The organism is Geothrix sp. SG200, assembly GCF_022808935.1.
Classification (GTDB): Bacteria; Acidobacteriota; Holophagae; order Holophagales; family Holophagaceae; genus Geothrix; species Geothrix alkalitolerans.
Genome location: NZ_JAKZFR010000002.1, coordinates 1 through 18,810, shown reverse-complemented (window position 1 = coordinate 18,810; position 18,810 = coordinate 1). Strand labels below are relative to the sequence as shown.

Below are 18,810 nucleotides of genomic sequence, written 5' to 3'. Positions count from 1 at the left end.
TCTTCGTTGAGCCGACTCGACCTCTCCCGCTACTTCCTCCCCATCGCCCCCAAGCTGGCGGGCGTGGAGGCGGAGCTCCAGCGCATCCTCCAGAGCGACGTGGAGGTGGTCCAGAAGCTGGCCGACCACGTCCGGGGAGGGCAGGGGAAGCGCCTGCGGCCAGCCCTGGTGATGCTGTCGTCCCGGTTCTGCGGCGTGCCCAACGACGAAGACGTGCGCTTCGGCGCCGTCTTCGAGCTGATCCACACAGCCACCCTGGTGCATGACGACGTCATCGACCACGCCCAGCTCCGGCGGGGCATGCCCACCCTCAACCGCCTCTGGGGCAACACGCTGACGGTGCTCTTCGGGGACCTGCTCTACCTGGTGGCCATGAGCGAGGCCATCGCCGGGCGCAGCTGGCGGATGATGGAGATCTTCGCGGAGGTCACCACCCGCATGATCGAGGGTGAGCTGATCCAGAACGATGTGCTCTTCAAGCTCGACACCAGCCGCAAGGACTACTTCGACATCCAGGAGCGGAAGACCGCCTTGCTGTTCAGCGGCTGCACCGAGACCGGCGCCGTCCTCACGGGCCGGAGCCAGGAGGAATGTGTCGCCATGCGCCAGTACGGCCTTGAAGTGGGCCGGGCTTTCCAGCTGGTGGATGACCTCCTGGACTACACCGCCACCAGCGAGCAGCTGGGCAAGCCGGCCTTCAGCGACCTGCGCGAGGGCAAGCTCACCCTGCCCATGCTCACCCTGCTGGAGAAGGCACCGGACGAGGCCCGATCCCTGGTCCGGACCATCTGGGATCGGGGCGAGGAAGTGCCCATCCCGCCCGACGAGGAGGCCCGGCTCCGGGATCTCATCACGCGGCATGACGCGCTCTCCGAAACGAGGGAGCTGGCGCTCAAGGCCTCCCGGAACGCCGTGGTCCAGGTGTCGGCCGTGAAGGGGGACGAGGCCACCGGGGCCCTGCTGCGGGAGATCCCCGAAGCCCTTCTGTCGCGGAGCATGTGAGGCTCCCCGCTCAGTTCCCGAGGCGGACCATCAGGGCCTGGAACCGCGGGTGCGACCGCACGGAGTCCAGGTCGCCGTCGTGGAGGAACCAGCCCTTCTGGGTCAGCCCCCCGGCCACCGCGCGTTCAAGGCAGTCCAGGCTCTCCTCCGAGGCATCAGCCAGGGCGTGAATGCAGCCCAGGTTGTAGAGGAGCATGGGGTCGTCGGGGTCCAGGCTCCTGGCCATCCGGGCCCAGGCCAGGCCCTTCTCCCGATCGCCCAGCGCGACCAGGGCGTTGGCCCCCAGGTAGCGGGCCCGCACATCGTCGGGCACCCGCTCCAGGCGCTCCTCCACGAGGGCGAGGCCGGCCCTGCGGGCGCGTTCCGCCTCATCCTCCAGGCCCAGGCTGTGGTAGACCTGCGCCACGAGCAGGATGGCCTGGAAGTCCTCCGGGCGGAGGGCCGCCGCCCATTCGAAGAACTCGATGGCCCGCTCCGGCTTGCCGTTGGCGAAACAGTGGCGGGCGTAGAAATAGGCCGCCTCGTAGAGGTTGGGATCCAGCCGGAGGGCCGTCTCGAAGGCCTCCTCCGCCTCGTCAGCCAGGCCGGCTGCCGAGAGAGCCACTCCCCGGGAAGCATGGGCCTCAGCCAGGCCGGGATCCAGCTCCAGGGCCTTCCGGCTGCAGGACTCTGCCAACTCCCTCTGCGTCTCGGCACGATCGAGGTAGATGTAGCTGTAGGCCGCGCAGTTGGCCAAACCTGCCCAGGCGGAGGGGAAGGCCGGATCCAGGTCCAGGGAATGCCGGAACATCTGCGCCGCGAAACCCATGCCCTGGCGGCTGAAGCGGAAATAGTACTGGCGGCCCCTCAGGTAGTAGTCGTAGGCGTCCAGTCCCACCGCGTGCCTGGCCTGCCCGGGAGAGGGCACATGCAGGGCCGAGGCCACGCACCGGATGACATCGTCGAGGGTGGCGAAAAGCTCCTGGCGGCTGAAGACATAGGGCTTGGCCCAGGCCACCTTGCCCGATTTCACATCCACCAGGGTCGTGTTCAGGGTCAGGAGGGTCCCTTCCTGCATGAGCGAGCCGGCCAGGATGGCGGTGGCGTGCAGCCGCCGGCCGACCTCCGCGGGCGAGAAGGGTGAGTCTCCATACCGGAAGGAGGTGGTCCGGGACAGGACCTGGAGACCTTCGATCCGGTTGAGGCCCTGAAGCACCTCATCGGCGGTGCCCTCGCCGAGGTGGTCGTCGACACCATCCGGTCGCGGATTCAGGAAGGGCAGGACCGCGACCACCGCCAATCCTCTTCGCGCTTTCGGATGGAGCAGGGAGCCCTTCGCGGCGGCCGATCCATACGAACGGGGGGACTTGCCCAGGTGCAGGGTCATGTTCCACCTCCAGGGCGGATGTCATGGCGTGAGGGTGCGGCTTCCCGGATGCATCATTGTGAATAGAAAAGACTTTTGGCGTGTCCCCGTCGGCGGGATCGGAAACCGGAGGTCGAGGTGGATGGACACACGCACCCTCACCCGCAGGTGGTATCCAGCATGGGATGCAGGGTCAGCCGCGCAAGGGGCTGGTTCTAGCTCTCGACTTCCCCCAACCGCAGATCGAACGGGATCCCGGCCCGCTTGCAGGCCGCGATGAAGCTCTCCTTGTCGGGGCACTTGAGGTAGGCCTCCATGGGCTCCACCTTCTTGTCCTTGATGAGCTCGACCAGGGCATCGTTCATGAGCCTCTGGCCGTAGCTCCGGCCCGTCTGCATGGCGCTGGGTATCTGGAAGTTCTTGCCCTCGCGGATAAGGTTGGCGATGGCGGGGCTGATGAAGAGGGTCTCCAGGGCGGCGATGCGGCCCCCGCCGATCTTCTTGAGCAGAGTCTGGCTCACCACGCACTTGAGGGCATCCGCCAGCATCACGCGGATCTGCTGCTGCCGGTCCGCCGGGAACTGGTCCACGATGCGGTCGATGGTGCCGATGGCACTGCTGGTATGCAGGGTGCCGAAGACCAGGTGGCCCGTGATGGCGGTCTCCAGGGCGATGGCGATGGTCTCCAGGTCGCGCATCTCGCCCACGAGGATGATGTCGGGATCCTCGCGCAGGGCCGCACGAAGGCCGTTCTTGAACCCGTCCGTATGAGTCCCCACTTCGCGCTGGTTCACCAGGCAACCCTTGCGGGGATGCACGAACTCGATGGGGTCCTCGATGGTGAGGATGTGGTCATGGCGCTTCTGGTTGGCCAGGTCGATGATGGCCGCCAGAGTGGTGGACTTGCCGCTGCCTGTGGGACCGGTCACCAGCACCAGCCCCTTGGAGAGGTCGCAGAGGCGCCGCACGGGGTCCGGAAGGCCCAGCTTGTCGGGGTCGGGGAGCTGGTTCGGGATGACGCGGCAGACCAGACCAGGGCCGACGCGATCCATGAAGTAGTTCACGCGCAGGCGGCAGCCGCCCGCCTCGTAGGCATACGCGAAGTCCGCATCGTGGTGTTCCTGGAAGTGATGCCAGGCCGCCGGCGTGGCCAGGGCCTCCATCATCTCCAGCAGGGTGGCGGGTTCCAGGCGATCGAAGCCCTCGATTTCCTTCATGTCCCCATGGACGCGGACCAGGGGGGGCTCCATGGACGTGCAGTGGAGGTCGGAGCCCTGCTTCGAGAGAAGCGCCGAGAACAGGCGTTCCGCCAGGGGATGGCCCTGGCCTCGCTCGGTCCGCAGGGGCGAGGCCGCTGAAGCGGGCGGGGGGGTGGATGGACGGGGAGACACCGGGCCCTGCCATTCCGCGATGAGGACCGGAATCCCGCCTTCCCGATCGAGCCGGATTCCGAAGATCTGGCCGTCCAGTTCGTGCTGGAACTGGGCCTTTCCTTCCATCTGCCAGGAGGCTTTGAGGTCCCCGGGAACCACTTCGCCAGCCAGAACCTCCACCATCAGCGCGGGGAGGGCGTTGGGCAGAAGGTCCATGACCTCGCCGGTCTTGAGCTCGAGGTGGGGTTTCTGGTCGGCCACCAGGTGGAGGCGGCGACCTCCGCGAGCGATGACGTGGGACAGCAGCCGGTCGATCTGGGGCATGGACAGCTCCTGCTTAAAGGATGCCACGAGTCACAGCCTTCAGGGTTCGGCGGCGCCGGCCCGGGCGGTAGACTGGAAGGCGACCTTTTCGGGAGTGAGCATGAATATCCACGAATACCAAGCCAAAGAGCTGCTGCGGCAGTACAAGGTGGCCACGCCCGATGGGAAGGTCGCCCAGGACGCTGAAGAAGCCCGCATGATCACCAAGGAGTTCGGCGGGGCCAGCGTCGTCAAGGCGCAGATCCACGCGGGCGGCCGTGGCAAGGGCGGTGGCGTGAAGTTCGCGACGGATCCCGACAAGGCCGCGGAGCTGTTCAAGGCCATGATCGGCATGCAGCTCGTCACCAAGCAGACCGGCGCCGAAGGCCGCAAGGTCCGCACGGTGTTCATCTCCAAGCCCATCGACATCGAGCGCGAACTCTACCTGAGCTTCCTCGTGGACCGCGTCACCAGCCGGGTCACCATCCTGGCCTCCACCGAAGGCGGCGTGGAAATCGAGGAAGTGGCCGAGAAGACTCCCGAGAAGATCGTCAAGGTCGCCATCGATCCGGCCCTGGGCCTCAGCGGCTTCCAGGCACGCCAGGTGGCCTTCGCCCTGGGCCTCGAAGGCGACGCCTTCAAGAAGGGCGTGGTCTTCCTCCAGAACCTCTACCGGCTCTTCGTGGAGAAGGACTGCTCCATGGTGGAGATCAACCCCCTGGTCGTCACCAAGCAGGGCGATGTGACTGCGCTCGACGCCAAGATCGGCTTCGATGACAACGGCCTCGTCCGTCACCCGGATGTCCTGGCCTACCGCGACCTCAACGAGGAAGCGGAAGAAGAAGTGGAAGCCAGCAAGTACAACCTGAACTTCATCAAGCTGGACGGCAGCATCGGCTGCATGGTGAACGGCGCGGGCCTGGCCATGGCCACCATGGACATCATCAAGTACTGCGGCAGCTCCCCGGCCAACTTCCTGGATGTGGGCGGCAGCGCCACCGAGGACGCGGTGAAGAACGCCTTCCGCATCATCCTCCAGGACAAGTCCGTGAAGGCCGTGCTGGTGAACATCTTCGGCGGCATCATGCGCTGCGACATCGTGGCCTCCGGCATCGTGAACGCCGCGAAGGAGATCGGCATCAAGGTGCCGGTGGTTGTGCGCCTCGAGGGCACCAACGTCGAGGAGGGCAAGAAGATCCTGGCGGAAAGCGGCCTGAACCTCATTGTCGGAGCCGACCTGAGGGATGCCGCCGAGAAGGTGGTCGCCTCCATCAAGTAGGTCCATCCACGGAACCCGGAATCACATTTTCGAGAGGTATGACATGGCTGTTCTCGTGGGCAACCACACCAAACTCATCGTCCAGGGCATCACGGGCCGCGAAGGCCTCTTTCATGCCAAGGGCTGCCGCGACTATGGCACGAACGTGGTCGGCGGCGTGACCCCCGGCAAGGGCGGCACGGAGATCGAAGGCTTCCCCGTCTTCAACACCGTCAAGGATGCCGTGGCCAAGACCGGCGCCAACGCCACCATGATCTTCGTGCCCCCCGTGGCCGCGGCGGACGCCATCCTCGAAGCCCTCGACGCGGGCATCGAGCTGGTCGTCTGCATCACCGAGGGCATCCCCGTCCTCGACATGGTCAAGGTCAAGCGGGTACTTCCCAACTACCCCAAGAGCCGCCTCATCGGCCCCAACTGCCCCGGCATCATCAGCCCCGGCCTGGCCAAGATCGGCATCATGCCCGGCCGCATCCACAAGCAGGGCCATGTGGGCGTCGTCAGCCGCTCCGGCACCCTGACCTATGAGGCCGTGGGCCAGCTCACCGCCCTGGGCATCGGCCAGAGCACCTGCATCGGCATCGGCGGCGATCCCGTCAGCGGCACCAGTCACATCGACGCGCTGGAGATGTTCAACAACGACCCCGACACCCACGCCGTCATCATGATCGGCGAGATCGGCGGCAGCGCCGAGGAAGACGCCGCTGCCTGGGTGAAGGCCAACATGAAGAAGCCGGTGGTGGCATTCATCGCCGGCCAGACGGCCCCTCCGGGGCGCCGCATGGGCCACGCCGGCGCCATCATCTCCGGGGGCAAGGGCACCGCCGCCGAGAAGATGAAGGCCCTCACCGCCGCGGGCATCACCGTGGTGCAGAGCCCCGCCGACATGGGCAAGGCTCTGGCCGAGCGGCTGAAGTAGCCCTTCGATCCTGACCGGAACAAGGCGGCCTCCCGGAGGCCGCCTTGTTATTGCGCCTTCACGGAGCGGGTCCGGTGGCTGCATGATGACTGTCATGACGCCAATCACCGGTTCCCGATCCGAATCCCGTCGGAGCGCGTTTCTGCGCCATCTCCGCCGCTTCCATGCCTGGGTGGGCCTGAGCGGAGCGGCCTTCGGCCTGCTGTTCGGATTGACGGGGTTCCTCCAGAACCACCGCGCCGTCATGAGGATCGAGGCCGGGCAGGTGGAGGCTCACAAGGTGCAGCTGGAGCTGGATCAGCCGCCGGCGACCATCGAGGACCTGGCGGGCATCCTGGCCACCCGGTTCGGGGTTCCCATGAGCCGCATCCGCTCGCGGGTGCTGCCTCCCAGACCCGCGCGGTTCGGCGGCCAGGACGTGAAGGCCCCCGTCCAGTGGCTGATCCAGGTGGGCGGCCACGCCCACTTTTCCCGCGCCATCTACCTGCCGGGCAACCGGACGGTGGAGGTGGAGCGGAGCGATGCGAACCTCGTCGAGACCTTCCAGCGGCTGCACAAGGCCGAGGCCGGACAGGCTGGCTGGATCCTGCTCACGGACTGTTTCGCCGGGGCGCTGGTCTTCCTTGCCCTGAGCGGGACGCTGCTCTGGACCCGGCTGGCGGGCCCGCGCCTCCTGTCCGCCAGCCTGGCCCTGGGTGGTCTGGCCACGGCCATCCTCGTCGCCTCCAGGGCGTGGTAGCGCCGCTATGCTGGGGACGGAGGGTTCATGCTGATATCCAGAGAGATGGTCCTGGACCAGGACATCGGCCTCAACGCCACGCTGTTTGGCGGCGACATGATGTCCCGCATGGACAAGGTGGCGGGGATCACCGCCTCGCTCATGTCCCGGAACCGCCGATTCCTCACCCTCAAGGTCTCCGAGCTGGTCTTCCACAGCCCCGTGCGGGCCGGGGAGATCATCGAGTTCTACGTAGCGGTCGCCCGGCAGGGCCGCACCAGCATGACGCTCCAGATCGAGGTGCAGGTCTACCAGCCCGTGTCTGATGCCCGGCGGGCCGTCACCAGCGGCGAATTCGTCATGGTGGCCGTGGACGAAGGGCAGCATCCCGAGCCCATCCTGTGGAAACCCGAGGCGGTCCTGGCCGCCGCGGAGGCCCACCAGGCCCGGAGCGGCCAGGCCTGAAGGGCGTATCCTGGTGCCATGACGGATCTCATCAAGGCCCATCTGGACCACCGCCGCGTCTGGCGGGATTTCGACTATTGCTACCCTGTGATTTCACGGCGGAGCCGTGGGGTGAGCCTGGGTGTGAACCTGAACCCGGACAAGGTCTGCAACTTCGATTGCGTCTACTGCGAGGTGGACCGGCTCACGCCCCCCAAGCGGAAGGATCTGGACCTGGACCTGCTGGACAAGGAGCTGGGCCTGCTGCTGGACCTGGCCACCAGCGGCGAGATCTATGACATCCCGCCCTTCGATTCAGCCCGCCCGGAGCAGCGGCGGCTCAACGACATCGCCTTCAGCGGCGACGGCGAACCCACCACGGCCCGCGAGTTCGCCGAGGTGGTGGCGAGGGTCGCCAGCCGCAAGAAGCAGCGCGGTCTCGACCTGGTGAAGCTCGTGCTCATCACGGATTCGAGCCGCCTGCAGGCCCCCGAGGTGGTGAAGGGCCTGGAGACGCTCATGGCGAACCAGGGCGAGATCTGGGCCAAGCTCGACGCAGGCACCGAAGCCTTCTACCGGGAGATCTGCCGCAGCCAGGTGCCCTTCCAGAAGATCCTCGACAACCTCCTGGCCACGGCCCGGCGCTGGCCCATCCTCATCCAGACCCTCTTCCTCAGCTGGAAGGGGCAGGGACCCTCCGCCGCCGAGGTGGCCGCCTACTGCGACCGGCTGGAGGCCATCCAGACCCAGGGCGGCCGGCTCCGGGCCATCCAGCTCTACACGGTGGCCCGGCCCACGCCGGAAGCCGAGGCCCGCCCCCTGTCCCGGCAGGAGATGGACGACCTCGCGGCGCAGGTTAGCGCCCGGCTGCCCAGCCTGCCGATCGAGGTCTACTACGGGCCGGAGGCCTGGGACTGATGCGCTCCCGATGGCCATTCGCTGCCGCGTTCCTGGCGGCGGGGCTGGGCAGCCTGGTGGGCTGCCGGTCCCGCCGCACGCCCCCCCCACCACCACCCCCGCCGCGCCTCCGCCTGGTGGCCGTGGGGGACATCCTCATGCACCAGGACGTCAAGGCCTCCGCAGAGCATGCGCCGCAGGGCTTTCCGGCGCTCTGGGCAGATCTTGTGCCCCTCTTCCGAGACGCGGACCTGGCCTTCGGCAACCTGGAGACGCCCGTGGCGCCCACCACCGGCCGCCCTGGCGTGCCCTTCCAGTTCAATGCCCCGGCGGCCCTGCCGGGCGCCCTTCGGGCGAGCGGGTTCACCGTGCTCTCCACGGCCAACAACCATGCCTTCGATCAGGGGGCGAAGGGCGTTCGCGAGACCCTGGACCGACTGCGGGCCGAGCAGCTGCTCGCGGTGGGCAGCGGGGAGGACCGGCCCAGGGCGGAGGCGCTCCAGATCGTGGAACGGCAGGGGCTGAAAGTGGCGTTCCTGGGTTTCACGGACATCTTCAACGTGAACCTCGACCGCAAGGCCACCGAACCCTGGGTGCGCCCCCTGGACCTGGAACCTGCCATGGCCGCTGTGCGGGACGCGCGTTCCCGGGCCGACCTGGTGGTGGTGAGCGTCCACTGGGGCAACGAGTACCAACGCCAGCCCACCAAGCGCCAGCGGGACATCGCCAGGCGGCTGGTGGAGGCGGGCTGCGACCTGGTGCTGGGCCACCACCCCCACGTTCTTCAGCCCGCGGAAATCCTGGAGGCAGGCGGCCGCAAGGCCCTGGTGGCCTATTCCCTCGGCAACTTCATCAGCAACCAGGACCGCATGTACCGGGCCGACCTGTTCCCGGTGGCGGGGGGCGATAGCCGCGACGGCGCGGCGCTCCAGGCCATCTTCGAGCAGCGCCGGGACCTGGATGGGCGGACGCATGTGGCCCTGTCCGAGGCCTCCTTCGAGCCTCTGTGGACCGAGAACAACTGGGGAGCCCCCGCCGCGAAGCGGGAGATCCGCGTCATCCGCGTGGCTGCGGCCGAGGCCCGGGCCCGGGCCGAGGTCGAAGCCCTCTCGACGCCTCAGGAGGGCCCGGAGGCCCAGGCTCGACGGGCAGCGCTGCTGGAGAAGCAGGAATACCTCAGGACACTCATCCTCCGGCGCCGGCGGATCACCGAGACCTTGGGCGAGGCGTTCGTCCGCTAGCCCAGTCCCAGTTCAGCCCGGTTCTCGTGCAGCACGGCGATGATGCGGGCCAGGTGCTCCTCCTCGGTGCCTCCCACGGCCTCCAGGAGCATGCGGAAACCTTCGGCCACCTCGAAGCGGTCCACGCCCGCGGCGAAGGCCTTGTCCTTGAGCTTCTTCTTCACGCTCTTCGGCTCCAGGCCCTCGGTGCGGGTGGGGCGCACCAGGGCACAGGCCATGACGAAGCCCGTGATCTCGTCCGAGGCCAGCAGGGCCTTGTCCAACAGATGGTCGTAGGGGACGTTCCAGCGGGTGTAGTGGGCGCTGATGGCGTGGGCCAGCTCTGTCTCGCCCCGCTCGCGGAGCCAGGCGACGATGCGCTTGGGGTGCTCCTCGGGCCAGCTGTCGTAGTCCGCGTCGTGCAGCAGGCCCGCCAGGCCGAAGCGCCCGGTATCATCTCCCAGCTTCTCCGCGAGGTCGCGCATCACCAGCTCCACGGCCCGGGCGTGGGTCCGCAACTTCTCGGAGGGCGTCCATTGGCAGAGCAGGGTCCAGGCTTCGTCGCGGGTGAGCATCACAGGCCTCAGTAGATGGGGATGGCCGGGCTGAGCGGCGCGGGTTCGGGATCCCCGGGATAGCGCACGGACTCCAGGAACAGCCCCGAGGCCGGGGCCGCCTTGGCCGCCCAGTACAGGTTCGCCGCCTCGGTGGGCGCATGGAGATCCTCCAGCACCCGACGGGGTTCCTCTTCGCCCAGGGCGCAGGCCACTGAGGCGCCGACCATGCGCCGCACCTGACGACGGAAGAAGTGGGTGGCGCGGACCCGCAACAGCACGAGGGATCCGGATTCGGCGACCTCGCAGCGGAGGATCCGGCTCAGCCCATCCTCCTCGGCATCCAGGTCCGCGAAGGAGCCCAGGTCCTGGTCGCCCTCGAAGGCGGTCCAGGTCTTCCGCAGCCGGTCCAGGTCCAGGCTGCGCTTCACCCACCAGATCCAGGGCTTGCCGAAGGCGCTCCGCCGCCGGCTGATCTGGTAGAGGTAGGTGCGGTCGACGGCGTCGAACCTGGCGTGGAAGCGCGGCGCGCAGGATCGGACGTCACGGATGGCGATGTCCTGGGGGAGGGTGGCGTCGAAGATCCTGCGCAGCTCGCCGGGCCGCGGCGCGCCCTTGGTCTCCAGGTGCAGATGGGCGACCTGGCCCAGGGCGTGCACGCCGGCATCCGTGCGCCCCGCGCCGCCCAGGTAGACGAGCCGCAGGCCCGCCTCGTGGATCGCGTGCTCCAGGCTGCCCGCCACGGTGCGAACCCCCTCGCGGGTCTGCTTGGGGCCTTGTTTCTGCCAGCCGTGGAAGCGGCTGCCGTCGTATTCCACCAGCAGGCGGAATGCGGTGTAGGGCACGGGTTTCGCGGCCACCGTCAGGCTCCGGCGACGGATTTCACCGCCTCGATGAGGGTCGCGGGATCGTGGATCGGCTTCGAGATGTAGCCTTCCGCGCCCGTCAGCTCCAGGTACTTCTCCCGGTCTCCGAACATGGCGTGGGCGGTGGCCAGCAGCACGGGGATCCGACGGGTGGCTTCGTCGGTCTTGAGCAGTTTGGTGATGAAGATCCCGTCCACCTTCTGGCCCTGGTAGCTCGAGCGGGAGAGGCTCACGTCCATGATGATGGCTTTCAGGTCGGCCTCCCGGGCGAGCCGGAGGATCTCATCAACCTCCTCCGACACCAGCACCTCGTAACCGCCCTTCTTGATCAGCACGGTCTGGATGAACTTGATGTTGATCGGGTCGTCCTCCACCAGGAGGATTCGCTCTGCCATGGCTGCCTCGTTTGCACCAGCCTATCGGCAATTAGTGGTAAGTGCCCTCTTTTTGCTGTCTTTCCAGGGTGTCCAGGAGGCTGTCCGGCACCTTGAGCCCGCCGCGGCCCGAACCCAGGCGCAGACCCGGCTTGTTGGCGCCGTGGTAGTCGCTGCCGCCGGTGACCACCATGCCAAGCCGCGCCGCCAAGGCCACGAAGTGCTTCTGCTCCGCCGCCCGGTATTCGCCGTAGTAGCCCTCCAGGCCCTCCATGCCTTCGTGCTGGAGATCCTTCATGGCTTCGTCCCAGCGGAAGGAACCGCCCGCGAAGCGTCCCGGATGGGCCACGACGGGCACGCCGCCGGCCTCGCGGATCCAGCGCGCCGCCTCCGCGGGGCTCAGCTCCTCCCGGGGCACGAAGCCCGGGCAGTCGTCTCCGATGAGGCGCTCGAAGGCCTCTGGCGCCCGCTTGACGAAGCCCCGGGCCGCGAGGGCCTTGGCGAAGTGGACCCGGGAGATGAGGGGGGTCTCGGCCTGGGCCTGGACATCGTCGTAGGTGATGGGGCAGCCCAGCTCGGCCAGGCGGGCGAGCATGCGGCGATTGCGGTCATCCCGGCGCAGCCGCAGCTCGTCCAGGCGCCCCTGGAACCGGGCGTCGGCGGGATCCACCAGGAGGCCCAGCACGTGCAACGAGCGGCCCAGGAAGCGGCAGCTCAGCTCGGTGCCCACCAGGAGGCGAACTTTCACCTTCGGCTGCATGGCCAGGAACTCCGGGATGCCGCCCAGGGTGTCGTGGTCCGTGAGGCAGAGGGCCGCCAGCCCGGCCTCCTCGCCAAGCAGCGCCAGGCGCTCCGGCGTATCAGTGCCGTCCGAGTGGAGGGTGTGGCAGTGGAGATCGATCAATGGGTGCCAGGGAGATGGGTGGGTACCAGGTGGATGGGCTCGCCCCGGGGACGCCTCCGGCACGGACCGGAACGAGGACCCGGGGCGGGGCAGGGCCCCAGCTCGAAAGCTCGCGCTACTGGACGAAGTTCGAGGCGCTCTGGGCGTCGTCCACAGGCTCATCCATGGCCAGGCGGCGGAACAGCTTCACGTCGGCCAGGGACAGGATGCTCATGTAGGCGAAACCGCTGAAGAACAGCCAGAGGAAGGGCACCGAGGCCCACTTGCGGATGTAGATGGCCACGAAGAGGGCGACGAAGTAGTAGACCGCGAAGCCCAGCTCCAGGAAGGTCAGCAGGCTCTTGGGCACCTTGTAGGCCCGCTTGGTGACGGACTTGCCGTTGGCGTCCACGCCGTACTTGGGGGTGCGCTTGAATTCCTTGTCGTCCGTGAAGAAGCCTTCCATCACGGCCTTGGCCTGGTTCAGGGCGAGGCCGATGCCCAGGCCCATGAGGCCGGGGATGTACTTGAGGCGGGTCTTCCAGCCGGTGTTGTCGGTAAGTTCCTTCTGGGAGAGGCCGAAGTAGAGGCCCACGCTCACCGCGTTGAGCAGGAAGAAGGGACCGTCCGTGAGCAGCAGGACGTGCACGGGGGTCCCGGCCCGGAAGATCATGCTCGGCACCATGATGATGCTGAGGATCACCATCAGGATGTAGTTGCAGTTGGCGGTCAGGTGGAACCAGCACTCCAGCTTGGTGTGCAGGCTCTCGTCGGACTTCCAGATGGTCTTCATGAGCTTGCGGATGACCTGGGCATTGCCCTTGGCCCAGCGGTGCTGCTGGCTCTTGAAGGCGTTGACCTCCACGGGCAGCTCGGCGGGGACGACGAGGTCCTTGAGGTAGACGCCCTTCCAGCCCTTGAGCTGGGCGCGGTAGGACAGGTCGGCGTCCTCGGTGATGGTGTCGTGCTCCCAGCCGCCCGCATCGGCGATGGCGGCCACGCGCCACATGCCGGCGGTGCCGCTGAAGTTGAAGAAGGCGTGGGACCGGTGACGGGCCGTGTGTTCGAAGACGAAGTGGCCGTCGAGCAGGATGGCCTGCACCTGGGTCAGCAGGGAGAATTCGCGGTTCAGGTGGGCCCAGCAGCCCTGGACGAAGGCGACCTTGCCGTCGGCGAAGTGGGGCACGGCCTTGCGGAGGAAGTCCTCCGTGGGCAGGAAGTCGGCGTCGAACATGGCCACCAGCTCGCCCTTGGCGACCTTCAGGCCTTCCGAGAGGGCGCCCGCCTTGAAGCCCGTGCGATCCGTACGGTGCAGGTAGTGGATGTCGAAGCCCAGGGCCTTGTAGCGGTCACAGACGGCGCTGGCCACCTTGACGGTCTCGTCGGTGGAGTCGTCCAGCACCTGGATCTCGAGCTTCTCCTTGGGCCAGTCCATCTTCACGACGTGGTCCATGAGGCGCTCGATGACGTTCATCTCGTTGAACACCGCCAGCTGCACCGTGACCACCGGCAGGTAGGTCGCGTCGCCCACGGGCTGCGGCACGTCCTTCTTGTGGCGGTAGTAGAGCAGCAGCATCCAGAGGCGGTGCGCCCCGTAGATGCTCAGGATGGTGAGCAGCGTGAAGTAGGTGCCGAGCACGATGGTCTTGACGACTTCCATCACGGAATAAGCCTCCCAGGGCCCGGGCCAGCGGACCTGCCGTTATTGTGCCATGGAGAGTCGGAAAAACCACGAAAAACATGACAATCTACCACTTCATCCCGATGCGTCCGGTAGGATGCTGGCATGGCCGATCTCGACAACTTGAACCTCCCCAGGACCATCGGTCGCTACCAGGTCCTCCGCCTCCTGGGCTCGGGGGCCATGGGCAGCGTGGTGCTCGCCGAGGATCCCCGCATCAAGCGCAAGGTGGCCATCAAGCTCATGAAGCTGGACGCGGTGCGGACCGAGGCCGATCAGCACGAGCACCTGATGCGCTTCCAGCGCGAGGCCGAGGTGTCCGGCCTGCTTAACCATCCCGGCATCGTGGCCATCTATGACGTGGGCGAAGAGGAGGGCCACGGACCCTTCCTGGCCATGGAGTACGTGCCCGGCAAGCCCCTGGACGGGCTGATGAAGGAAGGCGGCCCGCTGCCGAACAAGGAGAAGCTCCGCATCGCCGCGGGCATCGCCGAAGCGCTCGACCACGCCCATGCCAAGGGCATCGTCCACCGGGACGTGAAGCCCGGGAATGTCATGGTGGGCGAGGACGGACGCACCAAGCTCATGGACTTCGGCATCGCCAAGCGCGAGGACGCCAGCCTCACCCAGACGGGCACCTTCCTCGGCACGCCCAGCTACGCCAGCCCTGAGCAGATCCGCGAAGGCAAGGTGGACAGCCGCTCGGACATCTTCAGCTTCGGCGTGCTGGCCTTCGAGCTGATGAGCGGCCAGTCCCCGTTCCCCGGCACCTCCATCAACACCATCCTCTACCGCATCGTCAACGAGCCGCCCGCGGAGGTGCAGCCGCCGGTGCTGGGCGTCCTGCCCGACGGCTGGCACCGGGTCTTCGACAGGGTGCTGGCCAAGCGCCCCGAGGAGCGCCACCCCACCTGCACGGCCTTCGTGCGCGACCTGCTGGACGCGGTGACAGACATCGCCAAGGAGGACCGCCGCGAGCTCCTGGGCATCCTCAAGATGAACGGCGAGGCGCCCATTCCCGCGATCCGCTCCACCGCCTACGACGAGACCATGGTGGTGGCCCGTCCCGAGCCCCGCGGCACCGGCCGGATCTGGATCGCCGCAGCCGCCGTGGCCGCCCTGGCCGTGGGCGGCTGGCTCCTGTTCCGGGGCCCGAGGGCCGCCCGCCTCCAGATCAATTCCCAGCCCACGGGCGCCAAGGTCTTCGTGAACGATCTGGCCGTGGGCGCCACGCCCATGAACCAGCCGCTCCAGGCAGGCGACACCCTGCGGCTCGAGCTCAAGGGCTTCCGGCCTCTGACCTATGCCTTCAAGCCCGGCGAGGCCCCGCCCGTCTTTCCGTTGGAGGCCATCATCAGCGAGGAGGTCATCGATTCCGTGCCTTCCGGGGCCACGGTGGTGCTGGATGAGAAGGCCCAGGAGGGCGTGACGCCGCTGAAGGTGCGCTGGAACCAGGGCCAGCCCCACCGCCTGACCCTCACCAAGGAGCAGCTGGGCTTCGCCTCGGACTTCGCCCCCGGCGAGGTTCCGGCCGGCCGTGCCTTCGAATTGAAGGAGGCCACCACCGCCGATACCCGCCAGGAGCCGGCCCTGGACCCCAACGCCCCCGGGAACCTGAAGCTGGCCGGCGGCTTCGGCGTGCGCGTGAAGGTGGATGGCAAGGACATGGGCGACCTGGCTCCCGGCGCCAAGCTGCCCCTGCCTCCCGGCGCCCACAAGGTGGAGCTGTCCAGCGCCCGGCACTACTTCAGGGACAGCCGAAACCTCAGCGTCACCGCCGGCCAGACCCTGCCCCTGAACCTGCCCGCCCTCGCCACCCTCACCGTTGAAACCTTCCCCGGCACCGGCAAAGTCCTCGTGGACGGCCAGGACACCGGCATCGAAAGCGACGGCAGCGGCGTCAAGCTCGCCGAAGGCCGCCACACCGTCACCGTCCGGGGCCCCAAAGGCACCAAGAGCGAGACCGTGGAGGTGCGGGGAGACAAGGGGTTGAGGTTCCCGCTGTGAACGAGGGAAGGAGGGAGGGCCTCGGGCCCTCTTGGCCTCCTTTAACCGGCATTGCTATTCCAAACCTGCAGTCATCCACAACCATCTAGGCCATTCAGGTGCCCATCTCACCATGCTTGTTTCCTGAATTCGTGGTTATTTCGATATTAACGGTTATCTCGCAATAAAATTAGGTGATTTCGAAACTGAATAAGATCGCCGTCCAATTTGCAGTTAGGCATCTGGAGTCAGCCGAATGATCAAACGCCAAATCAGTTTCGCCAATCACGGGTACCAGGTTGATGCACCAGATCCCTGCCCAATCTGCCACAGACACAGTGAGATCGAAGTTACTCGGGCAGATCTCATTGATTCTGGAAAGGGTGTTCAGGTCATTTATCGATGTGCATATCAAAATTGTCGACAATTCTTTTTCGGCTATTACAGCAAAATCGGTGATCCGACACTTATTCGAACATCACCTATCAAACCTAATTCATCCTCATTTCCAGAATGTATTATTGAGTTATCACCGCTTTTTATAAGCATCTTTAATGAATCGGAGGAAGCTCTTCAAATTGGGCTCACACAGATCGCGGGCCCTGGTTACCGAAAATCTTTTGAATTTTTAATCAAGGACTATGCAATCTCACTCGCTCCAGAAAAGGCCGCAGAAATTAAAACAAAATTTTCGGGTGCCGTAGTGAACGATTACATTCCTGATCCAAGGATTCAGGCTGTGGCCAAACGATCTTTGTGGCTCGGTAATGATGAAACTCACTATTTGAGGAAATGGGAATCACATGACATTGATGATCTTGTAAATCTTATTAAATTAACTACCAACTGGATTGAAATAGACCATCTTTCAAAATCATACATAAAACAAATGCCAGAAGCCTAACCTTTCGCTCAACTCGGACCCGCCTGCATTGCCTTTCGCTCTCTCTCAGCTTCCTGCTTCCTCGACTCCGCTCATTGCCCCGGTGCAGGCGGGGCCGGTTAGCTTCCTTCGTTAGGCCTTACCCAACCTATCCAAAGGTGATTGATGATGATGGACGCTCAGCCACTGACCTCAATCCAGGTGATAGACAGCGCAATCAAAATCGGACTTGGTGCCTTAATCGGTGGCACCATAAGTTTTTTTACCCAACGGTATGTCCAGAATCAACTCATGCAAAAATCCAAAAAAGAAGAATATCGAAAGAAAATATTTGAAATTGTAGACATTCTTGGAAAACTTCACGCGTCCATAGTCAACTATCTTGTGGTTGGTTCATCCACGCCTATTCATAAAGATATGAACCGCTACTCAACCGCTGAAGCAAATTTTGACTCTAGGTGGAAAGAGTCAATGTCTATCGGGTTTCAATTAGACATCCTTGGCCTAACAAACTCATCCAATTGCGCTCACATTTTCTTGCTTTCACTGCAAAGTGTTCCGACCGCAATCGAGGCAAATATTTCTGGTGACAGATCGATTGAACAAAGTATTCACCGCAACTACGATCTCCTTATCGCTTCAATCAAACAAGATTATCAATCCTTGTTCTGAGTCGTGAACACCGGGCCTAACCCTTCGCTCAACAGGGCCCCTGTCTGTATTGCCTAACTCTGTCTAAGTTAATCATTTACTTGTTTCCGTTCAGAATCTTGATACGAGCGATTCCATGAATCTCCTTCGTCCGACATCCACCATCACCCAGACATGAACCACAACCGAATTCATTCTGCTTTTCTTGAAGGTGACCTGCGGGCGATTCGCAGCGAGCTCGGGGACCCTGTCGACTTCCCCAACTCACCATGGGGTGAATGTGGGGATTACTGCCTTGATTACGCGCTCTATCATTCACCGATATCTCTGGTGAAGGAACTTTTACAATTAGGGGCTGACCCGAATTACCCGGGTTCTGGTTTTCCATCCTTGTTTGCCGCGCTCACATCCAATCACCAGGATCGATGCAGTCGAATCCAGCTGCTTCTCGATTTCGGCGCAGATATCCAGCAGCGGGGGGTGAACGATTACACCCCCTTGCACTTTGCCGTCTCAAACGACGATGGGGACGCGGTGACGCTCCTGCTTTCCCGAGGCGCGGATGCTTCCGCCCGGACCCGCATCGATCATTACGCCACGCCGCTCGAGGAAGGGCAGCGGTTTGGACATTCCATGGGCGTCGACGCCCTGCGCCGACATGGGGCGCACGCCTGAACCTGCGGCAGGCTTCAGGCCGTTTCAACCATTCGGCCCCCAGAAACGACCGTTCGGCGGTTTCTGCTGCTGACCGACCTCAGGTCCGGTTTCATGGGTGAGTCCCGCGAGGAGCCCACCCCGTGCCATTCCTTTCCAGTGACCTCCAGCCGCATCCGGCGCCCGCGCGCGTGGCGGCCTACGCCCCGTGGCTCAGGCCGAAGCGGGCGGGGTGGCAGGTCCCCCTGGCGGGGACCGCGGCAGAGGAGGCCAGGCGGGTTCTCCGGTTCGATCGGCTGCCGGAGCTCTGCAGCTTCGAGGCGTTCGAGGAGCACCTCGCCACGGTGCTGAACAGCGGCGTGTGCGTGTTCTTCGATGGCGCGGAGCCTCTGCTGTTGGCTGGGCAGGGCACCGCGGGCGCCGTGAGCGGCCTGCGGATCGTGATCGGGCTGGATGAACGCGGGGCTTCCCGCTTCCACGTCCTGGGTCCGGGCGTCGACGCCTCCTTCGCCATGGCCGACGGGGCCTTCCTGGCCGGTGAATCCGATCGCCGGAGGACCGACCTGATCCGCTACTGGTACCAGCACGCCAAGCCCCATCTCATCAAAGTCTGGAACGATTCGCGGTCCTTCCACCCTCCGGTCGGACCTCACGACGCGGCCTAGGGAGGAAGGATTCCCTTCACGTCATCCTGTGGGTGACGCGGAGGCCGCAGGGCTGGCTGCGCACGGGCCTCCGGCTGCGCCAGACCGCCGGGGACAGCCCCCCGGGGCTGTCCCCG

At 65.3% G+C, this 18,810-nt stretch carries 19 protein-coding genes; 12 read left to right on the top strand and 7 right to left on the bottom strand.

Annotated elements, in window-relative coordinates; all coding sequences use genetic code 11:
• Positions 1–6 precede the first annotated feature (6 nt).
• Positions 7–1,002, top strand: a complete 996-nt coding sequence (locus ML539_RS05435) for a polyprenyl synthetase family protein (RefSeq protein ID WP_243321417.1) — start codon at positions 7–9, stop codon at positions 1,000–1,002.
• 10 nt (positions 1,003–1,012) lie between these two features.
• On the opposite strand, the gene ML539_RS05430 is transcribed toward ML539_RS05435, so the two are convergent.
• Positions 1,013–2,368, bottom strand: coding sequence for a tetratricopeptide repeat protein (locus ML539_RS05430; RefSeq protein ID WP_243321415.1), 1,356 nt, complete (start codon positions 2,366–2,368; stop codon positions 1,013–1,015).
• Between the two features lie 194 nt (positions 2,369–2,562).
• Positions 2,563–4,044, bottom strand: coding sequence for a PilT/PilU family type 4a pilus ATPase (locus ML539_RS05425; RefSeq protein WP_243321412.1), 1,482 nt, complete (start codon positions 4,042–4,044; stop codon positions 2,563–2,565).
• A 100-nt stretch (positions 4,045–4,144) separates the two neighbouring features.
• Between ML539_RS05425 and sucC the strand changes: the two genes are divergently transcribed.
• The 6 genes from sucC (at position 4,145) to ML539_RS05395 (ending at position 9,518) form a co-directional block, all read left to right on the top strand.
• On the top strand, positions 4,145–5,302 hold the full coding sequence (gene sucC / locus ML539_RS05420) for an ADP-forming succinate--CoA ligase subunit beta (RefSeq protein ID WP_243321410.1): 1,158 nt from the start codon (positions 4,145–4,147) through the stop codon (positions 5,300–5,302).
• Positions 5,303–5,345: 43 nt separating this feature from the next.
• Positions 5,346–6,218 carry a succinate--CoA ligase subunit alpha gene (gene sucD, locus ML539_RS05415; RefSeq protein WP_243321408.1) on the top strand — a complete coding sequence of 291 codons (873 nt, stop codon included), beginning with the start codon at positions 5,346–5,348 and terminating at the stop codon, positions 6,216–6,218.
• Between the two features lie 94 nt (positions 6,219–6,312).
• Positions 6,313–6,957 carry a PepSY-associated TM helix domain-containing protein gene (locus ML539_RS05410; RefSeq protein WP_243321405.1) on the top strand — a complete coding sequence of 215 codons (645 nt, stop codon included), beginning with the start codon at positions 6,313–6,315 and terminating at the stop codon, positions 6,955–6,957.
• A gap of 27 nt (positions 6,958–6,984) precedes the next feature.
• Entirely contained in the window at positions 6,985–7,401 is a 417-nt protein-coding gene (locus ML539_RS05405) for a hotdog domain-containing protein (RefSeq protein ID WP_243321403.1), read from the top strand.
• Between the two features lie 18 nt (positions 7,402–7,419).
• Complete coding sequence (locus ML539_RS05400; protein WP_243321402.1) at positions 7,420–8,298, top strand: hypothetical protein; 879 nt, start codon at positions 7,420–7,422, stop codon at positions 8,296–8,298.
• The gene (locus tag ML539_RS05395) at positions 8,298–9,518 is read left to right on the top strand and encodes a CapA family protein (protein WP_243321400.1); all 1,221 of its coding nucleotides are present in this window, start codon (positions 8,298–8,300) and stop codon (positions 9,516–9,518) included. The genes ML539_RS05400 and ML539_RS05395 overlap by 1 nt, the downstream gene beginning before the upstream one ends.
• Here the strand turns inward: ML539_RS05395 and ML539_RS05390 are convergent.
• The 5 genes from ML539_RS05390 to ML539_RS05370 form a co-directional block, all read right to left on the bottom strand.
• Positions 9,515–10,072, bottom strand: a complete 558-nt coding sequence (locus ML539_RS05390) for an HD domain-containing protein (RefSeq protein ID WP_243321398.1) — start codon at positions 10,070–10,072, stop codon at positions 9,515–9,517. The two genes, ML539_RS05395 and ML539_RS05390, sit on opposite strands and share 4 nt — an antisense overlap.
• An 8-nt stretch (positions 10,073–10,080) precedes the next feature.
• The gene (locus tag ML539_RS05385) at positions 10,081–10,911 is read right to left on the bottom strand and encodes a tRNA pseudouridine synthase A (RefSeq protein ID WP_243315461.1); all 831 of its coding nucleotides are present in this window, start codon (positions 10,909–10,911) and stop codon (positions 10,081–10,083) included.
• A 2-nt stretch (positions 10,912–10,913) separates the two neighbouring features.
• On the bottom strand, positions 10,914–11,312 hold the full coding sequence (locus ML539_RS05380) for a response regulator (RefSeq protein WP_243321396.1): 399 nt from the start codon (positions 11,310–11,312) through the stop codon (positions 10,914–10,916).
• A 31-nt stretch (positions 11,313–11,343) separates the two neighbouring features.
• On the bottom strand, positions 11,344–12,195 hold the full coding sequence (locus ML539_RS05375; protein WP_243321394.1) for a PHP domain-containing protein: 852 nt from the start codon (positions 12,193–12,195) through the stop codon (positions 11,344–11,346).
• Between the two features lie 115 nt (positions 12,196–12,310).
• A complete protein-coding gene (locus ML539_RS05370; protein ID WP_243322259.1) occupies positions 12,311–13,834 on the bottom strand; it encodes a cellulose synthase family protein in 1,524 nt (507 codons plus the stop codon).
• 126 nt (positions 13,835–13,960) lie between these two features.
• Between ML539_RS05370 and ML539_RS05365 the strand changes: the two genes are divergently transcribed.
• The 5 genes from ML539_RS05365 to ML539_RS05345 all read left to right on the top strand — a co-directional run bounded on the left by ML539_RS05365 (position 13,961) and on the right by ML539_RS05345 (position 18,694).
• Positions 13,961–15,862 (top strand): serine/threonine-protein kinase, encoded by a 1,902-nt coding sequence (locus ML539_RS05365; RefSeq protein ID WP_243321392.1) that lies wholly within the window; start codon positions 13,961–13,963, stop codon positions 15,860–15,862.
• Positions 15,863–16,097: 235 nt separating this feature from the next.
• A complete protein-coding gene (locus tag ML539_RS05360) occupies positions 16,098–16,745 on the top strand; it encodes a hypothetical protein (RefSeq protein WP_243321389.1) in 648 nt (215 codons plus the stop codon).
• Between the two features lie 144 nt (positions 16,746–16,889).
• Entirely contained in the window at positions 16,890–17,396 is a 507-nt protein-coding gene (locus ML539_RS05355; protein ID WP_243321388.1) for a hypothetical protein, read from the top strand.
• Between the two features lie 153 nt (positions 17,397–17,549).
• Positions 17,550–18,050 (top strand): ankyrin repeat domain-containing protein, encoded by a 501-nt coding sequence (locus ML539_RS05350; protein ID WP_243321386.1) that lies wholly within the window; start codon positions 17,550–17,552, stop codon positions 18,048–18,050.
• Between the two features lie 122 nt (positions 18,051–18,172).
• Positions 18,173–18,694 (top strand): hypothetical protein, encoded by a 522-nt coding sequence (locus ML539_RS05345; RefSeq protein WP_243321384.1) that lies wholly within the window; start codon positions 18,173–18,175, stop codon positions 18,692–18,694.
• Positions 18,695–18,810: the final 116 nt, after the last annotated feature.

Excerpts from the sequence above, each read along its gene's own strand:
- ML539_RS05430 (WP_243321415.1), bottom strand. The coding sequence starts at position 2,368 with ATGACCCTGCACCTGGGCAAGTCCCCCCGTTCGTATGGATCGGCCGCC.
- ML539_RS05425 (WP_243321412.1), bottom strand. The coding sequence starts at position 4,044 with ATGCCCCAGATCGACCGGCTGCTGTCCCACGTCATCGCTCGCGGAGGT.
- sucC (WP_243321410.1), top strand. The coding sequence starts at position 4,145 with ATGAATATCCACGAATACCAAGCCAAAGAGCTGCTGCGGCAGTACAAG.
- sucD (WP_243321408.1), top strand. The coding sequence starts at position 5,346 with ATGGCTGTTCTCGTGGGCAACCACACCAAACTCATCGTCCAGGGCATC.
- ML539_RS05410 (WP_243321405.1), top strand. The coding sequence starts at position 6,313 with ATGACGCCAATCACCGGTTCCCGATCCGAATCCCGTCGGAGCGCGTTT.
- ML539_RS05405 (WP_243321403.1), top strand. The coding sequence starts at position 6,985 with ATGCTGATATCCAGAGAGATGGTCCTGGACCAGGACATCGGCCTCAAC.
- ML539_RS05400 (WP_243321402.1), top strand. The coding sequence starts at position 7,420 with ATGACGGATCTCATCAAGGCCCATCTGGACCACCGCCGCGTCTGGCGG.
- ML539_RS05395 (WP_243321400.1), top strand. The coding sequence starts at position 8,298 with ATGCGCTCCCGATGGCCATTCGCTGCCGCGTTCCTGGCGGCGGGGCTG.
- ML539_RS05390 (WP_243321398.1), bottom strand. The coding sequence starts at position 10,072 with ATGCTCACCCGCGACGAAGCCTGGACCCTGCTCTGCCAATGGACGCCC.
- ML539_RS05380 (WP_243321396.1), bottom strand. The coding sequence starts at position 11,312 with ATGGCAGAGCGAATCCTCCTGGTGGAGGACGACCCGATCAACATCAAG.
- ML539_RS05370 (WP_243322259.1), bottom strand. The coding sequence starts at position 13,834 with ATGGAAGTCGTCAAGACCATCGTGCTCGGCACCTACTTCACGCTGCTC.
- ML539_RS05365 (WP_243321392.1), top strand. The coding sequence starts at position 13,961 with ATGGCCGATCTCGACAACTTGAACCTCCCCAGGACCATCGGTCGCTAC.
- ML539_RS05360 (WP_243321389.1), top strand. The coding sequence starts at position 16,098 with ATGATCAAACGCCAAATCAGTTTCGCCAATCACGGGTACCAGGTTGAT.
- ML539_RS05355 (WP_243321388.1), top strand. The coding sequence starts at position 16,890 with ATGATGATGGACGCTCAGCCACTGACCTCAATCCAGGTGATAGACAGC.
- ML539_RS05350 (WP_243321386.1), top strand. The coding sequence starts at position 17,550 with ATGAACCACAACCGAATTCATTCTGCTTTTCTTGAAGGTGACCTGCGG.